Annotated in this window: 14 protein-coding genes and 1 other RNA gene; 13 read left to right on the top strand and 2 right to left on the bottom strand. The window is 44.5% G+C overall.

Annotated elements, in window-relative coordinates; translation table 11 throughout:
• Position 1 precedes the first annotated feature (1 nt).
• On the bottom strand, positions 2–370 hold the full coding sequence (locus tag BCU12_RS19840; RefSeq protein ID WP_102405979.1) for a YraN family protein: 369 nt from the start codon (positions 368–370) through the stop codon (positions 2–4).
• Positions 357–2,162, bottom strand: coding sequence for a penicillin-binding protein activator (locus BCU12_RS19845; protein WP_102405980.1), 1,806 nt, complete (start codon positions 2,160–2,162; stop codon positions 357–359). The genes BCU12_RS19840 and BCU12_RS19845 overlap by 14 nt, the downstream gene beginning before the upstream one ends.
• 68 nt (positions 2,163–2,230) lie before the next feature.
• On the opposite strand from BCU12_RS19845, the gene rsmI reads away from it, so the two are divergent.
• The 13 genes from rsmI to BCU12_RS19910 form a co-directional block, all read left to right on the top strand.
• Positions 2,231–3,094, top strand: coding sequence for a 16S rRNA (cytidine(1402)-2'-O)-methyltransferase (rsmI, locus tag BCU12_RS19850; protein WP_102405981.1), 864 nt, complete (start codon positions 2,231–2,233; stop codon positions 3,092–3,094).
• Positions 3,095–3,212: 118 nt separating this feature from the next.
• Positions 3,213–3,605: RNase P RNA component class A (gene rnpB, locus BCU12_RS19855), an RNA gene on the top strand.
• Positions 3,606–3,804: 199 nt separating this feature from the next.
• Positions 3,805–4,755, top strand: a complete 951-nt coding sequence (gene rsmH, locus BCU12_RS19860; RefSeq protein ID WP_102405982.1) for a 16S rRNA (cytosine(1402)-N(4))-methyltransferase RsmH — start codon at positions 3,805–3,807, stop codon at positions 4,753–4,755.
• Between the two features lie 5 nt (positions 4,756–4,760).
• Positions 4,761–5,078, top strand: a complete 318-nt coding sequence (gene ftsL / locus BCU12_RS19865) for a cell division protein FtsL (protein WP_102405983.1) — start codon at positions 4,761–4,763, stop codon at positions 5,076–5,078.
• A 62-nt stretch (positions 5,079–5,140) separates the two neighbouring features.
• Positions 5,141–6,817 carry a penicillin-binding transpeptidase domain-containing protein gene (locus BCU12_RS19870; protein WP_198599395.1) on the top strand — a complete coding sequence of 559 codons (1,677 nt, stop codon included), beginning with the start codon at positions 5,141–5,143 and terminating at the stop codon, positions 6,815–6,817.
• 12 nt (positions 6,818–6,829) lie between these two features.
• Complete coding sequence (gene murE, locus BCU12_RS19875; RefSeq protein ID WP_102405985.1) at positions 6,830–8,317, top strand: UDP-N-acetylmuramoyl-L-alanyl-D-glutamate--2,6-diaminopimelate ligase; 1,488 nt, start codon at positions 6,830–6,832, stop codon at positions 8,315–8,317.
• Positions 8,314–9,675 (top strand): UDP-N-acetylmuramoyl-tripeptide--D-alanyl-D-alanine ligase, encoded by a 1,362-nt coding sequence (gene murF / locus BCU12_RS19880; protein WP_102405986.1) that lies wholly within the window; start codon positions 8,314–8,316, stop codon positions 9,673–9,675. The genes murE and murF overlap by 4 nt, the downstream gene beginning before the upstream one ends.
• Complete coding sequence (mraY, locus tag BCU12_RS19885; RefSeq protein WP_102405987.1) at positions 9,672–10,754, top strand: phospho-N-acetylmuramoyl-pentapeptide-transferase; 1,083 nt, start codon at positions 9,672–9,674, stop codon at positions 10,752–10,754. The genes murF and mraY overlap by 4 nt, the downstream gene beginning before the upstream one ends.
• A 36-nt stretch (positions 10,755–10,790) precedes the next feature.
• The gene (gene murD / locus BCU12_RS19890; protein ID WP_102405988.1) at positions 10,791–12,110 is read left to right on the top strand and encodes a UDP-N-acetylmuramoyl-L-alanine--D-glutamate ligase; all 1,320 of its coding nucleotides are present in this window, start codon (positions 10,791–10,793) and stop codon (positions 12,108–12,110) included.
• Between the two features lie 117 nt (positions 12,111–12,227).
• A complete protein-coding gene (gene ftsW / locus BCU12_RS19895) occupies positions 12,228–13,364 on the top strand; it encodes a cell division protein FtsW (RefSeq protein WP_241909881.1) in 1,137 nt (378 codons plus the stop codon).
• A complete protein-coding gene (murG, locus tag BCU12_RS19900) occupies positions 13,351–14,412 on the top strand; it encodes an undecaprenyldiphospho-muramoylpentapeptide beta-N-acetylglucosaminyltransferase (protein WP_102405990.1) in 1,062 nt (353 codons plus the stop codon). The genes ftsW and murG overlap by 14 nt, the downstream gene beginning before the upstream one ends.
• Positions 14,413–14,457: 45 nt before the next feature.
• On the top strand, positions 14,458–15,912 hold the full coding sequence (gene murC / locus BCU12_RS19905) for a UDP-N-acetylmuramate--L-alanine ligase (protein ID WP_102405991.1): 1,455 nt from the start codon (positions 14,458–14,460) through the stop codon (positions 15,910–15,912).
• A gap of 233 nt (positions 15,913–16,145) precedes the next feature.
• On the top strand, positions 16,146–16,602 hold a 457-nt coding region (locus BCU12_RS19910; RefSeq protein ID WP_133153900.1), incomplete at its 3' end, for an FtsQ-type POTRA domain-containing protein.

Raw genomic sequence — 16,602 nt, forward strand, 5'->3', positions numbered from 1 at the left:
ATTATCCTTGAGTAATTGCGTTTTTTATCCATTCGATTTGACGTCCTTTCTGATGAATAGCGATAACGTCAAATCGCAGGTCTGTTTGCTCAACTGAAAGGCCTTTTTTACACAGCCAGTAGTTTGCCGTTTTTAATAGTTTGGTCACTTTACTTGCAGAGATAGTCTCGGCTGCGTGCCCATAGTGGGTGCTTTCACGATAACGAACTTCAATAAAGACAAGAGTGTTACCCTCTTTCATTATGAGGTCTATCTCTCCGCACCTTGCTGTGAAGTTTCTCTCAATTACAGTCAGACCGCAACCTACCAGATGATCTTTGGCTACGGTTTCGTAATGTTGGCCTTTATCTCTTTTACTAAAGAGCCCCATATTTCGCCCAGCTGATTTCGCGCTGCACGATACAGTTTTCATCAATACGAAGCAGTCCGGTCTGTCCTTGGTAGCTATGCTCAGGAACGATCTTCATTTGAGGGAGTTGATCCATCATATGGTAGGCATCAATACCTAATGCTTGAAGTCGACGCTCTGAATTTGAATCTCGTGGCCATAGCGCGTTCATTTGAGCTTGAAGTGGGCTTTCGTTTTGGAGCAATAGAGGAATGTCACTGAAGGTGATACCCGTAAGGTCTTCATATTGTTTGCTGCCACTGTTGCTTCGTGAATTCGAATATAGCTGAGGCGGTTTAGTATCTGGGTTGATAGCCACTTCGATAAACGGTTTGATTAATGTAAGCTCTGAGCCATTTGCAACAATATAAACCGCATCAATGTCACGACGACTGCGTGGCTGACTCTCGAGTGGAATGTTCACTAGAGCTTCCATTTGAGTGATGTGCTGTTGGCTCTGCTGCAATCCGAATACTGAATTGATGTTGCGTTGCAATTGACGCTTATCGCCGAACAAACTGACAGACACTTTGTTATCGCTGAGGGTCGACCATTCTTCTGAGAATGCTTCGCTTACGCGTTCTCCAAGTCTGCCTTGAGGAGCCAAAACGAGTGGGTATTCATAACCTTGTTGATGTAAGTACTGAGCGGCTTGTGCGACTTCTTGTTCCGGAGATAACGCGAGATAGCATGTGCCGGTACCCACCTCAAGTTGCTCTGGAATATTGAGTGCCAAAGTAGGGATATGATAGCTAAAGTTATCTTGTATCTCTTCAAGTTGTTCCACGTTCGCTTTGGTCAACGGTCCTACAATGAAATCGATGTTTTTCTCGACTAGAATTGTTTCTAGCTCTTCTTTTTCAGTCTTATTTGTATCGACAATGGTCAATGTTGCGTCTTGTTCACGCTCTTCATCGTTCATCATCGCCATGATAAAACCGTCACGAATGAGTTTTGCCTGTTTAGCGAATTTTCCTGAAAGTGGCAACAGAATGGCGGTATTTGTAGGCTTTGTTATCTCTAGGTTCAAAATATCTTGAACTGATTGCGGGGTATAGACGTTAATTGGGTGTTCCGGGTTTTCGGAAAACCAGTTCGTCAGTGTGTTTTGTAGCATTGGAATATCGGATGACAGGGTTTTCATATAGACGCTGATCTGTAACCAACCATCAATTATTGCTTCGTCGGCTGATGCGCTAAGCGTGGTTACCTGGTTGGCGTCATATTGTTCAAGATTACCCCAAATAGTCGCAGCCGTTTGTTCTTTTCCTGCGTTATTTTGATACTTAGTGAGGTGAACGAGTTCTTTGCTGGCTTCAAAATACCGCTGTTGGTTTGTGTAAAGCTCAGATCTTAACTGAAAGTACTCAACCCATTGTTGATCAGGTAAAGACCATTGAGACTGAAAGTTCAACTGATTCAGAGCTTGCTGGTATTCACCTTTTGAGTTTAAAAGCCTTGCGCGAGAAAGTTGCCATTCTGATTGTTGTAGTGCGCTTAATGGAAGTTTAACGATACGCTTCGACAGTCGCTCAGCTAAATCGGTATCACCAGCTTCGATTGCGGCTTTTAATGCCATGATCAACCAATCGTTTTGAATCGATCCTTGTGCACTGTCGGCTTGCATTAGATAGTTTTGTGCCGATTGAACGGGGTCTAGCGTAATATCAACATATGTGGGTGCTGAAGGTTTAGACGAACACGCGGTCAATACGATTGCAAGTGCAACTGGGGTGAGTAAGCGTGGTACACTGATTCTCTTATGGTTCTTCATAGCCATGCATTCTTATACTTGTAAGTGTAAATTATCTCTATATTAATCGTTGAAGTGATGGTAAACAAATGACAGATAACAAAACATTGCCAGCAGAGATCCCAACTCTCTACATTGTTCCGACACCAATTGGCAATTTGGGCGATATAACCCAGCGCGCCATCGATGTTTTATCAACGGTTGATGTGATTGCCGCTGAGGATACTCGCCATACTGGTCGTTTGCTTGCTCATTTCAACATTAAAACCAAAACTTTCCCTTTGCATGATCACAACGAACAGCAAAAAGCACAAGTCTTAGTGGATAGATTATGTGATGGACAGTCTATTGCATTGGTATCCGATGCTGGTACGCCCTTAATTAGTGACCCAGGATACCACTTAGTCAATAAATGTCGTCAAGCAGGTGTTAGAGTTGTTCCTCTTCCTGGTGCATGTGCTGTGATCACGGCTTTAAGTGCTTCAGGTCTCCCATCGGATCGCTTTAGTTTTGAAGGTTTTCTGCCGCCTAAAAGCAAAGGTCGAAAAGACAAGTTCTTGGAGATCGCAAAAGCTGAACGCACTTGTATCTTTTACGAATCACCGCATCGAATTTTAGATTCATTAGCCGATATGCTTGACATTTTGGGGCCTCACAGAGAAGTTGTGCTTGCTCGTGAAATCACCAAAACCTTTGAGACGATCAAAAAACTGCCACTTGGTGAACTGATTGAGTGGGTGAGTGGCGACGAAAACCAGCGTCGTGGTGAAATGGTGCTTCTTATACATGGTTTTCGTGAAGTAGCAGACGATAGTTTTGCTGATGAAGTGACCCGAACGCTGACGATTTTGACAAAAGAATTACCACTTAAAAAGGCGGCCGCTATGACGGCTGAAATCTATAACTTGAAAAAGAATGCACTCTATAAGTGGGGGTTAGAACACCTCGGTTAGATGAGAAATGCCTATTTATTCGCCAGTTGACTAAGCTTGTTGGCGATCTTTTCTCCAAATAGGGCGAATAGGTACTTCTTTCTAGACACGCTTATCGCTTATCTATACAATCCGCCTCGGAGTTGACTGGGTAATCGCTGCTTCATTGATGTCCTTCGGGAGACTGATGGAGGGGAGGAACGTCCGGGCTCCATAGAGCAGGGTGCCAGGTAACGCCTGGGGAGCGTGAGCTCACGACAAGTGCAGCAGAGAGAAAACCGCCGATGGCTCTATTTCTTCGGAAAGAGCACAGGTAAGGGTGAAAGGGTGCGGTAAGAGCGCACCGTGCGTCTGGCAACAGTGCGTAGCAAGGTAAACTCCACCCGGAGCAAGATCAAATAGGCCCTCACATTGCGCTGCTCGCGTATGGGGGCGGGTAGATTGCTTGAGCCTGTGAGCGATTGCAGGCCTAGACGAATGGTTACCGCCGCGAAAGCGGAGACAGAACCCGGCGTATGTGTCAACTCCACCAATTCGAAGCCCATCATAACGTAGAGTTATGATGGGTTTTTTGCTTTATATTGACGAAAATTATCCTGTTAACACTAAACTTAGCGCAATATCACGTGATGTAGCGCGCAAACAGTAGCGATAGCTCATGAAATCAGTACACTGATGTGTATCTGTTTTTTAATGTTAATCGCCTTCAGCCCGAGCTTGATGAGACCAACATGACTGAATCATTCCAACATATTTCTGTTTTACTCCACGAATCGATTGATGGCCTGGCAATTAAGCCAGATGGCATTTATATCGATGGTACATTTGGTCGTGGTGGTCATAGTCGAACTATTTTATCAAAGTTGGGTGAAAATGGTCGTTTGTTTAGTATTGATAGAGATCCTCAAGCGATCGCAGAAGCTCAGAAAATTGATGACCCCCGCTTTACTATCATTCATGGCCCATTCTCGGGTATGGCTGAGTATGCGGAAAGGTACGATTTGGTTGGAAAGGTGGATGGGGTTTTATTAGATCTCGGCGTTTCTTCACCTCAACTGGATGATGCTGAACGTGGCTTTAGCTTTATGAAAGATGGCCCGCTTGATATGCGTATGGATCCAACCTCCGGTATCTCTGTTTCAGAATGGATATTGGGTGCGGATTTAGACGATATTACTTGGGTGATTCGCGAGTTTGGTGAAGACAAGCACGCGCGCCGGATTGCGAAAGCGATTGTGGCTCATCGAGATGATGAAGAGAAAGAGCCACTGACACGCACAAGCCAGCTGGCAAAATTAATCTCAGAAGCGGCTCCTAAAAGTTTTAAAGAGAAGAAACACCCAGCGACGCGAGCTTTCCAAGCGTTCAGAATTTACATCAATAGTGAACTCGAAGAGATTGATACAGCGCTAAAAGGCGCAGCGAGTATTCTCGCGCCTCAAGGGCGACTGTCTGTTATTAGTTTTCACTCTTTAGAAGATCGTATGGTGAAACGTTTTATTCGTAAAGAAAGTAAAGGACCTCAAGTACCTCATGGAATACCGTTGACTGAAGCTCAGATCAGTGCACTTGGATCGGCCGATTTAAAACCGGTTGGTAAAGCCAACAAACCGACTCAAGATGAAGTTGAACAAAACCCGCGTTCTCGTAGCTCTGTTTTACGAATCGCAGAGAAGCTATAGATTGCATGAGTGAACGTACATCGAATTTGGCTAAGATTATCGTAACTGACCTTTTTACAGTAGGTCGGTTACCGCTGCTTATGTTGATGTTAATTTTTGCGAGTGCGATGGGAGTGGTATTTACGACACACCACTCAAGAGAGGCGATTTACGAAAAGAACACCATGTTGCTGAATCGAGATCAGCTTGCCAATGAATGGCGAAATCTCATTTTGGAAGAGACGGCACTTGCTGAACATAGCCGAGTACAGGCTATGGCAAAACAAGAGCTTGAGATGCGTCGCCCTGACGCAGACAAAGAAGTGATCATCAATCTGCAATGAAAAAAACAAAACGTTCCGTTGAGCCTAAAGCTAAAAAAAATAAGCTAGAGACTGATGCGCCAATGTTGATCCGTTGGCGCTTTTATCTACTGATTTTCTGCGTATTTGCCTGCTTTTCAGTTTTGGTTGTCCGCATTGGCTACATCCAAATCATCGAACCTGACAATCTAATACGTCAAGGCGACTTGCGAACGGTAAGAGCCAAAACCATTCATTCTGCTCGCGGAATAATTTCTGACCGAAATAGCGAACCGCTTGCAGTCAGTGTGCCTGTTGAGGCTGTATGGGCTGATCCCGTTGCTATTTTCAAGAAAAATGGGCTTGAAGATATAGAGCGATGGCATGCACTAGCGAACGTACTAGGGCTAGACAAGCAGGAGCTGATTGAAAAAATCAGAAATAATGAGAAACGCCGATTTATCTATCTGCAAAGGCAGGTGAATCCGGCGATGGCAAATTACATCCGTGAGTTAAAGCTTACTGGCATTGGGTTGAAGTCAGAATCTAGACGTTATTATCCTGCTGGCGAAGTCAGCGCTCACTTAGTTGGCGTGACAGGGATTGATGGTCATGGCCTTGAGGGTGTAGAACGCAGCTATGATAAGTGGTTGACGGGAGAAGCGGGCAAGCGAATCATCCGTAAAGATCGATATGGACGTGTCGTTGAAAATATATCGTTGGAAGAACACGAGGAAGGCAAACCGCTCGAGTTGACGATAGATCAGCGTTTACAAGCAATTTCGTTTAGAGCCATTAAACAGGCGGTGGCGGACACAAGAGCGACATCCGGCTCTGCGATTTTATTGGATGTAAAAAGCGGCGCAGTGCTATCTATGGTGAATGCTCCTTCTTACAATCCGAATAACCGTTCCGACCTCCAGTCTTTTAAAATGCGAAATCGTGTGATTACTGATGCGTTTGAGCCAGGGTCAACGGTGAAACCATTCGTTGTTTTAGCCGCTCTAGAAGAAGGCACAGCCACTCCCGAAACCGTGATTGATACGGGCAATGGCGTCATGCGCATTGGTGGAAGCCGAGTCGTTGATACATCCAAAGTGGGTAAAGCTGACTTGACCACCATATTGCAAAAGTCGAGTAATATTGGCGTCGCGACGCTCGCTTTAGACATGCCTTTAGAAGCACTTCTTGGCATGTACAGTTCAGTAGGTTTTGGTGAGACATCTGGCTTGAATTTAGTCGGGGAAACCTCAGGGATTTTCCCTAATAGACGGCGTTGGTCAAAGCATGAAATAGCGACTCTATCTTTCGGTTACGGCTTGACGATTACCCCATTACAGCTTGCTCATGCCTATGCGACGCTAGGTAATTACGGGGAATATCAACCCATTCATATTATTGCCAATAATGATCAGGATCTTTCTCGACAAGTGATTGACCGTGATAATGCTCAGCTTGTACTCGAAATGCTGGAAACGGTGACACAACCTGGTGGTACCGCAACCCGAGCGGCAGTCCCAGGTTACAGAATAGCGGCAAAAACAGGGACATCTCGTAAGGCCGTTGCTGGTGGGTATGGGGATGAATATTTTGCTTATACCGCAGGAGTTGCCCCTGCAAGCAACCCTAGATTGGCACTTGTTGTCGTTGTCAATGAACCGCAAGGTGACAACTATTATGGCGGTTCGGTCGCAGGCCCTGTTTTCTCTGAAATAATGAAAGGGGCATTGCAGATATTGAATGTTGCGCCTGATGAAAACCAACTTACAGTGATTAAATAAGAGATGAGTAGCATGAGTTCAAACATTACACTTGGTCAGTTACTAGATCCTTGGGTGAGTTTATCCGATTCAAATGTCAGTAACTTGGCTGTCACTCATTTAGAACTCGACAGTCGTAAGATATCCAATGCTGATACGTTTGTTGCGGTCAAAGGCCAACTCGTTGATGGACGTAAATACATTGAGTCAGCGATTGAAAAAGGGGCATCTTCGATTATTGCGCAAGCGTGCTCACACCATCCGCATGGCTCTATTGAACACTCGCAGACTGTGCCAATCGTTTATGTAAAAGAACTCGATAATTATCTATCGGCTCTAGCGGGTCGTTATTATCCGAACAAGCCACATACCATTATTGGCGTAACGGGAACCAATGGTAAAACTACGATTACTCAATTAATCGCTCAATGGATTGGGTTGCTAAACCAATCTGCAGCAGTGATGGGCACGACGGGAAATGGCTTCCTCGACAATCTACAACCAGCGCTCAATACGACAGGGAGTGCGTTAGAAATTCAGCAAACGCTCAATCGACTCTCTGTTGAAGGTGCCGATTTTGCGGCCTTGGAAATATCATCCCATGGCTTAGTGCAAGGAAGAGTAAAAGCATTGCCATTTTCTGTTGGCGTATTCACTAACCTAAGCCGTGACCACCTTGATTACCACGGCACAATGGAAGAGTACGGCGAGGCGAAGAAGTCACTGTTTACAGAGCATCAATGTAACTCTGCGGTCATTAATATGGATGATCCAGTCGGGGCGACGTGGTGTGATGACCTACCAGAGGCGATTGGTGTTTCTCTGAAGACTTGTGAAAAAAGCAAAAACAGCGTCTACGCAACGTCGGTGGACTATAGTGAGTCGGGTATTACGCTCTCTTTTTCAGGGCTTTACGGCGATGGCACTTTCACTGCCCCTCTCATTGGTGAGTTTAACGCCTGTAATTTGTTACTAGCGCTGACTACCTTGTTAAGCCTAGGCTTTGACAAGCAATCACTACTAGAGACGGCAAAAAATATTACACCAGTACTGGGGCGAATGGAGCTATTCAAGTCGGACAACCGAGCTAAGGTTGTGGTTGATTATGCTCATACACCGGATGCTTTGGAAAAAGCGCTTCAAGCGCTGAAAGTTCACTGTTCAGGAAAGCTCTGGGCAATTTTTGGTTGCGGTGGTGATAGAGATGTTGGCAAACGCCCAATGATGGCGAAAATTGCCGAAACTCATGCAGATAAAATTATTCTCACCGATGATAACCCGCGTAGTGAGTCACCAACTCTGATCGTTGATGACATGCTAGCTGGGCTAGATTTTGCTGAAAAAGCACACGTAGAACACAATCGTTACCAAGCTCTTTGCTACGCTTTGTCTCAAGCGGCTGCTGAAGATATTATTTTATTGGCAGGGAAGGGGCATGAGGACTATCAAGTGATGGCAAAGGAAACGGTCTATTATTCTGATAGAGAGTCAGCACAGACATTATTGGGAATCAAAATATGATCTCTGTTTCTTTATTTCAATTGGCTAAGGTATTGGATGCTGAGTTAGTTGGAAACGATATTTCAATTTCTAACGTATCAACCGATACGCGAACTATCGATGTTGATACGTTATTCATTGCTCTGATCGGCGAGCGCTTTGATGCGCATGATTTTGTATTGCAGGCCGTTGAAAATGGTGCGGTTGCTCTATTAGTTGATCGCCCATGTGATGTGAATGTACCGCAGTTAATCGTATCAGATACTAAGCAGGCGTTAGGGCAATTGGGTGCTTGGGTGCATCAGCAATGCGGTACACCCACGGTAGCAATTACGGGTAGCTGTGGAAAAACAACCGTGAAAGAAATGCTGGCGAGTATATTGTCGAGGCAAGGCCAGGTTCTGTTTACTGCAGGTAACTTCAACAATGATATTGGCGCGCCGTTAACACTACTTCGATCTCAGCCTAGCGATGATTTTGCAGTGATAGAACTTGGCGCCAATCACGTTGGTGAAATTGCTTACACTACTGCGTTAGTGAACCCTGATATTGCGTTAGTGAATAATGTTGCCGCAGCGCATTTGGAAGGATTTGGTTCAATTGACGGTGTCAAAGTAGCCAAAGGCGAGATTTACTGGGGTTTACCCGAGAATGGTGTCGCGATCCTTAACCTTGATAGCCATGGTGGCCACTATTGGGATGAGGTGCTTTCTGATAAAGACGTACTGACCTTTTCAGAAAACAAAGAGAATGCAGACTTTTTCGCTTCAGACATCTCAATTAACGAATCAGGTGCCGCTCAATTTTTGATGCAAACGCCACAAGGCAGTATAACAGTAGAGTTAGGCATCATTGGACGCCACAATATTTCTAATGCTTTGGCTGCGGCCGCCATCGCGACGAAAATGGGCGTAAGCCTAGAAGATATTAAATTCGGACTTATTCATCTTAATAAGGTGAAAGGCAGAGTTGAAGCTATTGAGCTGACTACCACCCTTCGTTTGATCGACGATAGCTACAATGCGAGTGTGCCTGCAATGATTGCTGCTGTTGATTTATTATCAAGCTTTCAAGATCAGCGGTGGTTGATTTTAGGAAATATGGCAGAGTTAGGGCCTGAAAGCCTTGCACTTCATCGCCAAGTCGGTGAATATGCTGCCCGATTTAATTTCGAACACGTTTTAACATATGGTGAGGATGCCAAAGTTATCAGTGAGCTTTGTCATGGTCATCATTTTGAAACACATGAGCGTATGAACGCATATATTAAGCAACAATTAGAACAGCAGAATAATAACCATCACACGCTATTGGTCAAAGGAGCAAATAGCGCAGGGATGAGCAAAATTGTTGTTGCTTTAAAGGAGAACCATTCATGATTATTTGGCTTGCAGAAATTTTTCAGCCATATGTGTCTTTTTTTCGCTTATTTGAGTATTTGTCGTTTCGAGCGATAGTCAGTATTTTGACTGCTTTAGGCATTTCATTGTGGATGGGGCCAAGGCTCATTAAGCGACTACAAATGTTGCAAATTGGGCAGGTTGTTCGTAACGATGGACCTGAGTCTCACTTCAGCAAGCGCGGTACGCCAACCATGGGCGGCGTCATGATTCTTGCGTCGATAATCGTGACCGTTCTGTTATGGGCTGATCTTTCCAACCCATATGTGTGGGCTGTTATTGGTGTGTTAGGTGGTTATGGCGCTGTCGGTTTTGTCGATGATTACCGTAAAGTTGTTCGAAAGAATACAGACGGCTTGATTGCTCGTTGGAAGTACTTCTGGCAGTCGGCTATTGCCCTTGTGGTTGCGTTTGCATTGTACTGGCATGGTAAAGACACTGCTGCAACGCAGCTTGTCGTACCATTCTTTAAAGATGTCATGCCTCAGCTCGGTTTGTTCTACATTATCTTAACTTACTTCGTGATTGTCGGTACGAGTAACGCCGTTAACTTGACCGATGGCCTAGACGGCTTAGCCATCATGCCGACCGTTCTTGTAGCGGCGGGTTTTGCCGCCATCGCGTGGGCAACAGGTAATGTGAATTTTGCGAATTATTTGCACATTCCTCATATTCCTTTGGCGTCTGAACTCGTCATCGTTTGTACCGCCATTGTTGGCGCGGGCCTCGGTTTCTTGTGGTTTAATACTTACCCAGCTCAAGTCTTTATGGGCGATGTTGGCTCACTGGCATTAGGTGGAGCACTAGGCACAATAGCTGTACTTGTTCGACAAGAATTTGTATTGGTCATCATGGGCGGTGTTTTTGTTATAGAAACCTTATCAGTGATTCTTCAAGTCGGTTCTTACAAGCTACGTGGGCAAAGAATCTTCCGTATGGCGCCGATTCACCATCACTATGAGCTGAAAGGTTGGCCAGAACCTCGCGTCATCGTCCGTTTTTGGATTATTTCGATCGTATTGGTTCTCGTTGGCTTAGCGACACTGAAGGTACGATAGCCCAATCTTGTTTGCATCGAATATTATGGATAACCAATGAATCCGTGGGATAAAATTGAAAACGTCGTCGTTGTAGGGCTCGGTATTACCGGGCTCTCTGTGGTTAATCACCTGCTGAAAATGTCGAAACCTTTAGCCATTAAGGTGATTGATACTCGCGTTGTCCCTCCTGGCGCGGATAAGTTACCGAATTCTATTTCACTGCATAAAGGCAGTTGGAATAGTCATTGGTTGTTAGAAGCTGATCTCATTGTTGTAAATCCAGGGATTGCCTTGGCGACACCAGAGCTTCAACTGGCGAAAAAAGCGGGCATTCAGATTGTTGGTGATATTGAATTGTTTGCATGGCAAGTAGATAAGCCAGTGATTGCTATTACAGGATCTAACGGAAAAAGTACCGTGACAGACCTCACTGGTGTGGTTGCTAAAGCGGCTGGATTCAACGTTGGTGTAGGTGGGAATATTGGTGTGCCTGCGCTTGATTTACTCCGAGAAGACGCTGATCTTTACATTCTTGAGCTATCTAGCTTCCAATTAGAAACGACATCAAGTTTACAGTTAGCCGCAGCAGCCTTTTTGAACCTGTCAGAAGATCACATGGATCGCTATGAAGGCATGGATGATTATCGTGCGGCTAAGCTAAGGATCTTTGATCATGCATCGGCCTGTATCGTAAATCAGCAAGAAACGCTCACTTACCCTGATGAAACCAGTAAATCTCTGATCACATTCAGTTTGAGCAGTGATAGTGACTTTGGTTTAGGGATGCACTTAGGTAAAGAGCATTTAATGTCCTACGGCAGTCCTGTATTAGCGACAGATGAATTGACGCTTGTGGGGCGCCACAATGTTGCGAACGTGTTGGTTGTGCTGGCTTTACTGACTCAAGCTAACGTCGATATTACTAAGGGGTTGTCGGCATTAAAAGCTTACAGCGGTTTGACTCATCGTTGCCAACTGGTTGCAGATAAAGGTGGCATAAAGTGGGTGAATGACTCTAAAGCGACGAATGTTGCCAGTACTGTTGCTGCGCTATCTGGCCTAGATTGCAAAGGCACCTTGTATTTATTGGTAGGTGGTGATGGAAAAGGGGCCGACTTTTCTGAACTTCAAGACGTTTTAGAGCCGTTGGATCTCAAGCTGTGCTGTTATGGCGCAGACGCAGATGAATTTTTGTCGTTGCACCCATCAGCAAAGTCATTTGATACGATGAATGATATCGTTGTTGAAATCGCACCAGAGTTAAAGCCGGGTGATATGGTGATGCTATCTCCGGCTTGTGCTAGCTTTGATCAGTTTCAAAATTTTATGGCTCGAGGCGATGCGTTCACCCAATTGGCAAAAGAGTATGCCTAAGTGTTGAGGCTTAATTTTTCGAACTCGCTTGGTTTAAGGGAATAAAGGGAAACTATGCAAGTACGAAGTGTTTTTTCAAGTGTGCGAGATTGGTTTGCTCATCCAGTGTCCGAGCCCATGTTTGATAGACAGTTAGTGTGGATCTCCCTTGGTCTAATGTTGACTGGCCTTGTTATGGTGACATCCGCTTCATTTCCTATCAGTTCTCGACTTACTGACCAGCCATTTCATTTCATGTTTCGCCATGGCATTTTTTTGTTGTTAGCGCTTGCTACTTCTGCGGTGGTATTGCAAGTCCCTCTTAAAAAATGGTTTCAATACAGTTCCGTTTTACTCGGAATCTCTTTCTTTTTGCTGATTGTGGTTCTTTTAGTTGGTAAGTCGGTTAATGGCGCTTCACGTTGGATACCGCTTGGGCTTTTTAACCTTCAACCTGCTGAAGTTGCCAAATTGTCTCTATTTATCTTCATGGCTGGGTATTTAGTGCGCAAACAAGCGGAAGTCAGAGAGACCTTTTTTGGCGGTTTTATGAAGCCCATTATGGTATTCGGTGCTTTCGCTATTTTACTGTTAGGCCAGCCCGACTTGGGTACAGTTATTGTTATGCTAGTCACGCTGTTCGGTATGTTGTTTATAGCCGGTGCTAAGTTGACTCAGTTTATTGCTTTGATGGTGGCAGGCATCATGGCTGTGATTGCCTTGATTGTTGCAGAGCCATATCGAATGAGGCGTGTGACGTCATTTTTAGACCCTTGGGAAGACCCTTTTGGAAGTGGTTACCAACTCACTCAGTCTCTCATGGCATTTGGACGCGGCGAATGGTTTGGGCAAGGGTTGGGTAATTCAATTCAGAAATTAGAATATCTGCCCGAAGCACACACCGATTTTGTGTTTGCCGTTTTGGCGGAAGAGCTTGGTTTTATAGGTGTGGTCTTGGTTTTAGTATTGATATTTAGCCTAGTACTCAAGGCATTGTTTATCGGCAAAAAAGCATTCGATAATAAAGAGTTGTTTGGTGGGTACCTGGCATTTGGAATAGGGATTTGGTTTGCTTTTCAAACATTGGTTAATGTTGGTGCAGCCGCTGGTATTGTTCCAACGAAAGGATTAACGCTGCCGCTGATAAGTTATGGCGGGTCGAGTTTAATCATCATGACTGTAGCGGTGTCCATTTTGCTTAGAATAGATCACGAATGCCGGATGAATTCCAAGCCGACATTTCAAATAGAAAAAGATAGAAATGAAAAAGAATAAACGCTTATTAGTGATGGCTGGTGGTACTGGAGGACATGTTTTTCCAGGCTTAGCCGTAGCAAAAAAATTGCAGACTCAAGGTTGGGAGATCCGTTGGTTAGGCACAGCCGATCGTATGGAGGCTGATCTTGTTCCTAAGCATGGTATTGAGATTGATTTTATTAAAGTAAAAGGTATTCGAGGCCAACGTATTTTGGGCTTGATACAGGCTCCTTTTCAAATTATCGGGGCTATTTTACAGGCAAAACGCTATATAAACGCATGGAAGCCCGACGCAGTGTTGGGGATGGGAGGTTATGTCAGTGGCCCTGGTGGCGTGGCTGCTTGGTTAAGCGGTATCCCTGTTATTCTTCATGAACAAAACGCGGTTGCTGGCTTGACGAATAAATGGCTATCTAAATTAGCGAAAAAAGTCTTTCAAGCGTTTCCAGGGGCTTTTTCTGATGCCGAAGTCGTAGGCAATCCTGTCAGAGAAGATGTTGTCTCTATTGACGAGCCTATCCAGCGTCTAACTGGCCGTTCAGGGCCTATTCGTATATTGGTCATGGGTGGAAGCCAAGGGGCAAGAATACTCAACCATACCCTTCCACCTGTAATGGCAAGCCTAGGTGATCAGTTTGAAATACGACACCAAGCGGGCCGAAACAATCAATTAGAAGTAGAAAGCTTGTATCAAAAAAATAACGTAAGCCAATTTGAAGCGATTGAATTTATTGATGATGTTTCAGAGGCCTACCAATGGGCGGACCTTGTTGTTTGCCGTTCCGGAGCATTAACCGTATCGGAACTGTCTGCTGCGGGTGTTGGGGCTATCTTTATTCCATTTATGCATAAAGATAGACAGCAAGCGCTGAATGCCGATCATTTGGTGGAGTGTGGCGCTGCAAAAATGATTGAACAACCAGAGCTTAGTGTCGAAAAACTGGTTGATATGATAAAAGAATTGGATAGAGAGCAACTTTTGGATATGGCCTCTAACGCTAGAGCTTCCGCGAAGCTTCATGCTGATGAAACAGTGGCAAATGCTATTGTTGCGATAAGTAAGTAGTCAAACCTTAAGACTGTTGCCCAGTGTAAATTACGAGAAAAATTTATGACGATTAAACACACACAAGACCTAGCCCAAATTAGAGCCATGGTTCCTGAAATGCGCCGTGTAAAGTGTATTCACTTTATTGGAATAGGCGGCGCTGGTATGAGCGGGATCGCTGAGGTGCTACTTAACGAAGGCTACCAGATAACAGGTTCTGATTTAGCACAAAACCCAGTGACCGACCGCCTGTCTTCAAAGGGCGCAACTGTGTATATCGGTCATCAAGAAAGCAATGTTCAACAGGCAAGTGTGGTCGTGGTGTCGACTGCTATCAATGAAGAAAACCCTGAAATTGTTGCCGCGCGTCAATCAAGAATTCCGATTGTTCGTCGTGCTGAAATGCTGGCTGAATTGATGCGTTTTAGACACGGTATCGCAGTTGCAGGTACTCATGGTAAAACCACGACTACGGCGTTAGTTACGCAGATTTACTCAGAAGCTGGGCTTGATCCGACTTTTGTTAATGGTGGTTTAGTCAAAAGTGTTGGTACTAATGCTCGTTTAGGATCTAGTCGCATTTTAATTGCGGAGGCAGATGAAAGTGATGCGTCATTCTTACATTTGCAACCTATGGTCAGTATAGTAACGAATATTGAAGCGGATCATATGGATACCTATGGTGGCGATTTTGAGGTGCTTAAACAGACGTTTATTGATTTCTTACATAACTTACCTTTCTATGGTCAAGCTATTGTCTGTATCGATGATCCTGTGGTGAGAGAACTGATTCCTCGTATCAGTCGACAGGTCATCACCTATGGTTTCTCTGAGGATGCAGATGTGCGACTAGAGAATTACCATCAAGAAGGACAGCAAGGGAAATTTACGGTTGTTAGAAAAGACAAGGCAAACCTTGATATCACGCTTAACATACCTGGACGTCACAATGCACTAAACGCGTCAGCAGCGATTGCCGTTGCGACGGAAGATGACATCAGTGACGAAGCGATTCTCTCAGCAATGGTTGGAACTGAAGGCACGGGTCGACGCTTTGAGCATCTTGGTGAATTTGAAACCGGCAGAGGTAAAGCGATGCTAGTTGATGACTATGGTCATCACCCAACAGAAGTCGATGTAACCATTCAAGCGGCTAGAAGCGGTTGGGAAGATAAACGCTTGGTTATGGTATTCCAACCGCATCGTTATTCACGAACTCGAGATTTGTACGATGACTTTGCAAATGTACTGGATCAAGTGGATGTTTTGTTGATGTTGGATGTGTATTCCGCTGGAGAACAGGCTATTCCTGGTGCCGACGGTCGATCATTATGTCGTACGATTCGTAGCCGAGGCAAAATCGATCCTATTTTTGTCGCGGATATTGAAGCGTTACCTTCTGTTTTAGCAAATGTTTTACAAGATGGTGACTTAGTATTAACTCAAGGAGCAGGGGATGTTGGCAAAGTAGCAAAACAGCTTGCTGCTCTCGAGTTAAATATTAATAACATGCAGTGATTGTCTGTAATATACGACAATTAGTCAGGCAATAAGCAGATTAACTTATATCCTGCTCTTAAATATCAAATTCTGTATTTGATACTTTTGGTTAGCTCAGTATAATCTCAAGGTTAAAGTAAGTGCTTTACCTTGAGTGTTATTAATTGCATAGCTGAGCTTTATCAAAGAGATTGGAACACGCACTGTATAAAATAGGGATTGTTTGCTAGTCAAGCTAAGGACGACATACTTTGATTAAAAGTACTCTAGATGAAAGTCGTCGAATTAGGCGCTCGCCTGCAGTTCAAAGGCATGCGACTGGCAGTCTCTTTCTATTGTTGGTCATTGCGTTTATTAGTACATTGCTTTATTCAACATTATCATGGATGTGGGATGATCAAAGGTTGCCCCTTTCTAAAATAGTGTTGCAAGGTGATATGGAGTATGTGACAACTCGGGATGTCCAGCAGTCATTTGCAAAGCTTGATCATATTGGGACATTCATGTCTCAGGATATTGAGTCGTTGCAAGAAACGGTTCAGTCAATCCCTTGGGTTTCCCAGGTATCCATTCGAAAACAATGGCCAGATACAGTTAAGGTATTTCTAACTGAGCATCATGCAGAGGCCATTTGGAATGGAGACACTCTACTTAACGCTAAAGGTAATGTATTTAATGGTGATATTGGCCAGTTAAGAGGTGATAGAG

This window comes from Vibrio sp. 10N.261.55.A7, from assembly GCF_002877365.1.
Lineage (GTDB): Bacteria > Pseudomonadota > Gammaproteobacteria > Enterobacterales > Vibrionaceae > Vibrio.

Bases quoted from the DNA above. Each gene is read 5' to 3' on its own strand.
- rsmI (WP_102405981.1), top strand. From the start codon at position 2,231: ATGACAGATAACAAAACATTGCCAGCAGAGATCCCAACTCTCTACATT.
- mraY (WP_102405987.1), top strand. From the start codon at position 9,672: ATGATTATTTGGCTTGCAGAAATTTTTCAGCCATATGTGTCTTTTTTT.
- murD (WP_102405988.1), top strand. From the start codon at position 10,791: ATGAATCCGTGGGATAAAATTGAAAACGTCGTCGTTGTAGGGCTCGGT.
- rsmH (WP_102405982.1), top strand. From the start codon at position 3,805: ATGACTGAATCATTCCAACATATTTCTGTTTTACTCCACGAATCGATT.
- ftsW (WP_241909881.1), top strand. From the start codon at position 12,228: ATGTTTGATAGACAGTTAGTGTGGATCTCCCTTGGTCTAATGTTGACT.
- murG (WP_102405990.1), top strand. From the start codon at position 13,351: ATGAAAAAGAATAAACGCTTATTAGTGATGGCTGGTGGTACTGGAGGA.
- murF (WP_102405986.1), top strand. From the start codon at position 8,314: ATGATCTCTGTTTCTTTATTTCAATTGGCTAAGGTATTGGATGCTGAG.
- murE (WP_102405985.1), top strand. From the start codon at position 6,830: ATGAGTTCAAACATTACACTTGGTCAGTTACTAGATCCTTGGGTGAGT.
- BCU12_RS19840 (WP_102405979.1), bottom strand. From the start codon at position 370: ATGGGGCTCTTTAGTAAAAGAGATAAAGGCCAACATTACGAAACCGTA.
- ftsL (WP_102405983.1), top strand. From the start codon at position 4,761: ATGAGTGAACGTACATCGAATTTGGCTAAGATTATCGTAACTGACCTT.
- BCU12_RS19845 (WP_102405980.1), bottom strand. From the start codon at position 2,162: ATGAAGAACCATAAGAGAATCAGTGTACCACGCTTACTCACCCCAGTT.
- BCU12_RS19870 (WP_198599395.1), top strand. From the start codon at position 5,141: ATGTTGATCCGTTGGCGCTTTTATCTACTGATTTTCTGCGTATTTGCC.
- murC (WP_102405991.1), top strand. From the start codon at position 14,458: ATGACGATTAAACACACACAAGACCTAGCCCAAATTAGAGCCATGGTT.